Origin of the sequence: Geoalkalibacter sp. (assembly GCF_030604225.1) — a bacterium.
Lineage (GTDB): Bacteria > Desulfobacterota > Desulfuromonadia > Desulfuromonadales > Geoalkalibacteraceae > Geoalkalibacter.
The window spans coordinates 1-4,883 of record NZ_JAUVWH010000177.1 but is presented as its reverse complement, the minus strand read 5'-3'; the positions used below and the strand labels follow the sequence as shown (position 1 = coordinate 4,883).

Genomic DNA, 4,883 nt, shown 5'->3' with positions numbered 1-4,883 from the left:
CGCGAAGGACAGAGCGATCATGGACGCCATGATCAGAGTCATGAGCTTTTTCATCTTGTCACCTCCTTTCGCATCAATTCAGTTCATGTCCTGAGGTTTTAGCCGGGACGAGCATCAAAAATCAATCCTTTTCGTACATTACGCAAGACCGATGCCAGTTTTTTCATTGCCGCTCAAAACTTTTTTCGCCTTGCTAACCTGCCGAAAAACAGTGTTTTTTGCCGCGTCCGGCTCCTCGTCGTGTTTCACCGCGAGAAACGCGGTTGTTGAGCCCGTGCATCAGTGTTGAGTTTTTGCAACAGAGGACGTGTCGGGGCCGTCCGGTCCGGGCGAGGCAGCGCCTCGCCCCTACAAAGGCTGCGCGGCGACTTCCTCGATGAGACGACGCAGGTCTTTCTCGAAGAGCTGGCCGCCGTCGTGGTAGACCTTGTGCGCGCGGTCGAGCACCAGCATGCGCGGAATCAGATAGACGTTGTAGGCCTTATGGGCGCGGCCGTCGTCGAGCAGCGCCTCGAAGGTCGTGGGCAACTGCTTGTCCTTGAGGAAGCGGCGCACCATTTTCTCCGAATCCTGCACGAACACCTCGAGCACCACCACGTCTTTCTCGGCGAGCAGGTCGCCGACGCGCAGGATGTCGCTGGTTTGCTGCTTGCAGGTGGGGCACCAGGTGGTGGAGAGCTTGAGCAGCACGATGCGCCCGCGGTAATCGGAGAGGCTGACCTCGCGCCCCTCGAGATTCTTCAGGGTGAAATCGGGCGCCTGATCGCCGGGCTCCAGGGCGAGGGCGGAAACGGCCGGGAACACCAGAAAGAGCAGCACAACAAGAAGAAATCGCTTGTTCATGGAAACCTCCGGGGCGGGTTGACGTCGCGCCAGGCGTGCGGCCGATCCGCCGTTGGGAAAATTACCGCCTGATCCATGGGTTCCCTCCCGATGCGGGGCTGACCCGGCTTCACGACCGAATCCCGAAACCTGATCCGGCAAAACAGACTTTCACCAACCAAACGGCCCATAGTTTAACGGGGAGATGGGACAAGTCAAGGCGGAGCGGAATTATCGCATCGTTTTAATTTTTACCCGCCTAGATTCCAGATTTCCTTCCCCGGTGTCAACCATAAAAATTTTTGTCATTTTATTCCAACACCTTAGCAACGATTTCAGGGAGCACTGCCAAGCAAACACTGTTTTGGTGGAAATTTTACGCCTTGTGCGGCTGGCACAATTCGGTGAGCACGCCGCCGGTGGCCTTGGGATGGAGAAAGGCGATGGAGGTGCCGTGGGCGCCACGGCGCGGCTCGGTGTCGATGAGGCGCACGCCCTGGGCCTGGAGCGCGGCGATGGCGGCCTTGAGGTCGTCGACTTCGTAGGCGAGATGGTGGATGCCCTCGCCGTTTTTTTCGATGAACTTGGCGACGGGCGAGTCGGCCGTGGTGGCTTCGAGGAGTTCGACGCGGCTTTCGCCGGCGATGAAAAAGGCGACCTTGACCCTTTGTTCGGCAACTTCCTCGGTGCCCTCGAATTCCATGCCGAGAACGTCGCGATAGAGGGGGATGGCGGCTTCAAGGCTGCTGACGGCGATGCCGATGTGACTGATTTTTTTTGTTTTCATGGGTTAGTGGCTCCTAGAAGGCAAGGGACTTGAGGGGCACCAGGGACGCATGGGATCTATATGAGCCGCAGGCGTTCTTTTTGGGCTTGACGCCAGAAGCTGGTGGGATGGTTTTCCAGGGCGGAGAATTCCTCGGGAGTATAGACCAGCAGGTCGACGGGGACGCCCATTTCATCCAGGCAAGGGAAAAGGCGCGGGCGCTCGACGAAGGGCAGGTCGGTTTCGCGCACCAGGATCAGGTCGATGTCGGACCAGGGCTTGGCGTCGCCGCGGGCGCAGGAGCCGATGAGCCAAGCCGAGACCAGGATTTCTCCCCCGAGCAATGCGCGCAGCCGCGCCATGAGCTGTTCGCGGCTGAAATCGACCACGGACACGGACGGGCGGCTGCGCTCGAGGATGGGTTTCATGGTTGGTCCGCCCCGGCAAGGCGCGCGCGCACCAGGTCAAAAATCCCCTCGGCGGCCCGGATCGCCCCCTGGGCCTGCTCGGGGGTGAGGATTTCAAAGGGCGCTCCGGCGGGCAAGGCATCGGGGTAGCGCGCCGAGATGTAATAGATATCGAGTTCGCGCGCCCATTTTTCCAGGGCGCCGTTTTCCCCCAGGGCGCGCACGATCTGGAAGATGGAATGGGTCCGCACGATGTCGAAACCCTTGAAGAAGCACCAGGATTTGAGAGCTTTCTCGGCGGCCTGCTGGGCGATGAAACAGGTTTGGGCGAAAAATCCCCCGACGAAGCTGTGGCGCGCCCAATCAAGATCATTTTCGGCCTGGCGGAGCCAGTCCTCGTAGCGGTTCATCACCCCTCCTTCCCTACCCGACCTTCCAGGTGGTGCCCGTGGGGCTGTCGAGGAGCTGCACGCCCTGGGCGGCGAGTTCGTCGCGGATCTGATCGGCGCGGGCGAAATCCTTGGCGGCGCGGGCGGCGAGGCGCTCGGCGAGGCGCGCCTCGACCTGTTCCTCGCTCAGGCCCAACTCCTGGAGAGCGGCGAGATTGCTTCGCCGCAGCCAGGCGGCGGGGTCGGAGACGAACAGGCCGAGCACGCCGCCCAGGCGCAGGAGGGTTTCACGCAGGTCGCGCACGGCGGCGATTTTTTCCGGGCTCTTGCGCAGCTTTTTTTCGGCCAGCAGCCGGTTGAGGCTGCGCACCGCGTCGAAGAGATGGCCGAGGGCCTGGGCGGTGTTGAAATCGTCGTCCATGGCCTCGCGGAAGCGCTCCTCGAGCTGCGCGCCCTGGCTGGAGGCGGCGTTGTTCTCCAGGCCGGATACGAGCACCTCGGCGGCGCCCTGCAGGGCTTCGTAGAAGCGACTCAGCCCGGCGCGGGCCTCGCGCAGGTTCTGGTCGGAGAAGTCGATGGGCGAGCGGTAATGGGCGGTGAGGATGAAGAAGCGCACCACCTCGGGATCGAATTTCTTGAGGATCTCGCGGATGGTGAAGAAATTGCCCAGGCTCTTGCTCATCTTCTCCTGGTTGACGTTGACGAAGCCGTTGTGCAGCCAGTACTTGACGAAGGGCCGGCCGGTGGCGGCCTCGCTCTGGGCGATTTCGTTCTCGTGGTGGGGGAACACCAGGTCCTTGCCGCCGCCGTGGATGTCGAAGGATTCGCCGAGCAGCGCCATGCTCATGGCCGAGCATTCGATGTGCCAACCGGGCCGCCCCGGTCCCCAGGGCGACTCCCAGGCCGGTTCGCCGGGCTTGGCGGCCTTCCACAGGGCGAAATCCATGGGATGGCGCTTGTGCTCGCCGGGGGCGATGCGCGCGCCGGCCTGCATTTCGTCGAGATTGCGCTTGGAGAGCTTGAGGTAGGTGGGAAACTTCTCGACGCTGAAATAGACGTCGCCGCCCGCCGCGTAGGCCATGCCGCGCGCGATAAGTCGCTCGACCAGGGCGATGATGTGCGCGATGTGCTCGGTGGCCTTGGGCTGATGGGTGGGCAGATCAAGCCCCAGGGCGGCCATGTCCTCGTCGAAGGCGCGGATGAACTGCTCGGCCAACTCCTGGCTGGGGATGCCGCGCTCGTTGGCGCGCTGGATGATCTTGTCGTCGACGTCGGTGTAGTTGCGCACGTAGGTGACATCGAAGCCGCGATAGCGCAGGTAGCGGTAGACGATGTCGAAAACGATGTTGGCGCGGGCGTGACCCATGTGGCAGTAGTCGTAGGTGGTGACGCCGCACACGTACATGCCGACCTTGCCGGGCACCAGCGGCTGAAAGTCTTCCTTGCGGCCGGTGAGGGTGTTGAAGAGGCGGATGCTCATGGAGAGTGGGCTCCTGGGGGTGCATGATTCAAGGGACCTAGGGGACACCAAGGACATCAAGGACTTGGCTTTCGGACCTTAGCATAAACCGCCGGCGCGGTCCAGAATGCGGGCGAGGGCGCGGGGGATTTCGTCGAGGGGCAGCACGCGCTGGGCGGCGCCCAGGGCGATGGCGGCACGCGGCATGCCGAACACCACGCTGGTCGCCTCATCCTGGGCGAGGGTCGCGGCGCCGGCGAGGCGCAGGGCGGCCAGGCCCTCGGCACCGTCGCGGCCCATGCCGGTGAGCAGCACGGCGGCGACCTCCTTGGGGGCTTCGTGGGCCAGGGAGGTGAACAGCACGTCGACGGAGGGCCGGCAGCTGTGGACCGGCAGGCCGTCGCTCAGGCGGATGCGGCCGTTGCGCACCTCCATGTGCCGCTCGCTGGGCGCCACCAGGACCAGACCGGGGCGCAGGGCGTCGCCGTCCTCGGCGGCGCGCACCCGGAAGGGGGTTTCGCGATCCAGCCACTGGGCGAAACCCGGCGCGAAGCCGGGAGCGATATGCTGGACGATGAGCATGCGCGCGCGGGTGTCGGCGGGAAGGCCCTGCAACACCTGCAGCACCGCCCGCGGCCCCCCGGTGGACGCGCCGACGGCAAGAAGGGTGCGGCGCTCATCGGGCAGGCCGCCTGCCTCGCGCGCGCGGGTCGCGGCGGGGATCTGCCTGACCGGCAGGCGCGCCAGCACCTTGACCTTCTCAATGAGCAGGGTTGCCAGGGGCTCAAAAACTTGCTGCACGGCGCCGCGCGGCTTTTCCACGACGTCGAGGGCGCCCAGGGCGATGGCGTTGAAGGCGCCGCCGGCGTCGCTGGGACGCACGTTGGCCGAGAGCACCAGGATCGGCGTGGGTCGGCGCGCCATGATCTCGCGCACGGCGCTGATGCCGTCCATCACCGGCATGACCACGTCGAGGATCACCAGGTCCGGCTTGCAGCGCAGCACCGCGTCCAGGGCCTCGCGCCCGTCGCGCGCCTCGG

Annotated in this window: 6 protein-coding genes; all 6 read right to left on the bottom strand. The window is 64.3% G+C overall.

Going from position 1 to position 4,883, the window contains the following annotated elements; genetic code table 11:
- Window positions 1-348: 348 nt before the first annotated feature.
- On the bottom strand, window positions 349-843 hold the full coding sequence (locus QAT43_RS14210; protein ID WP_305043747.1) for a TlpA family protein disulfide reductase: 495 nt from the start codon (window positions 841-843) through the stop codon (window positions 349-351).
- Window positions 844-1,198: 355 nt separating this feature from the next.
- Window positions 1,199-1,609, bottom strand: a complete 411-nt coding sequence (gene mce / locus QAT43_RS14205) for a methylmalonyl-CoA epimerase (protein WP_305043746.1) — start codon at window positions 1,607-1,609, stop codon at window positions 1,199-1,201.
- 56 nt (window positions 1,610-1,665) lie between these two features.
- On the bottom strand, window positions 1,666-2,016 hold the full coding sequence (locus QAT43_RS14200; RefSeq protein ID WP_305043745.1) for a nucleotidyltransferase domain-containing protein: 351 nt from the start codon (window positions 2,014-2,016) through the stop codon (window positions 1,666-1,668).
- Complete coding sequence (locus QAT43_RS14195; protein ID WP_305043744.1) at window positions 2,013-2,405, bottom strand: HEPN domain-containing protein; 393 nt, start codon at window positions 2,403-2,405, stop codon at window positions 2,013-2,015. Before QAT43_RS14195 ends, QAT43_RS14200 begins: the two co-directional genes overlap by 4 nt.
- 13 nt (window positions 2,406-2,418) lie before the next feature.
- Entirely contained in the window at window positions 2,419-3,864 is a 1,446-nt protein-coding gene (gene cysS, locus QAT43_RS14190; protein ID WP_305043743.1) for a cysteine--tRNA ligase, read from the bottom strand.
- Window positions 3,865-3,942: 78 nt separating this feature from the next.
- Window positions 3,943-4,883 (bottom strand): chemotaxis-specific protein-glutamate methyltransferase CheB (cheB, locus tag QAT43_RS14185; protein ID WP_305043742.1); only part of this gene is annotated, 941 nt, incomplete at its 5' end.

Coding starts and splice junctions, on each gene's coding strand:
- QAT43_RS14210 (WP_305043747.1), bottom strand. CDS start 843: ATGAACAAGCGATTTCTTCTTGTTGTGCTGCTCTTTCTGGTGTTCCCG.
- mce (WP_305043746.1), bottom strand. CDS start 1,609: ATGAAAACAAAAAAAATCAGTCACATCGGCATCGCCGTCAGCAGCCTT.
- QAT43_RS14200 (WP_305043745.1), bottom strand. CDS start 2,016: ATGAAACCCATCCTCGAGCGCAGCCGCCCGTCCGTGTCCGTGGTCGAT.
- QAT43_RS14195 (WP_305043744.1), bottom strand. CDS start 2,405: ATGAACCGCTACGAGGACTGGCTCCGCCAGGCCGAAAATGATCTTGAT.
- cysS (WP_305043743.1), bottom strand. CDS start 3,864: ATGAGCATCCGCCTCTTCAACACCCTCACCGGCCGCAAGGAAGACTTT.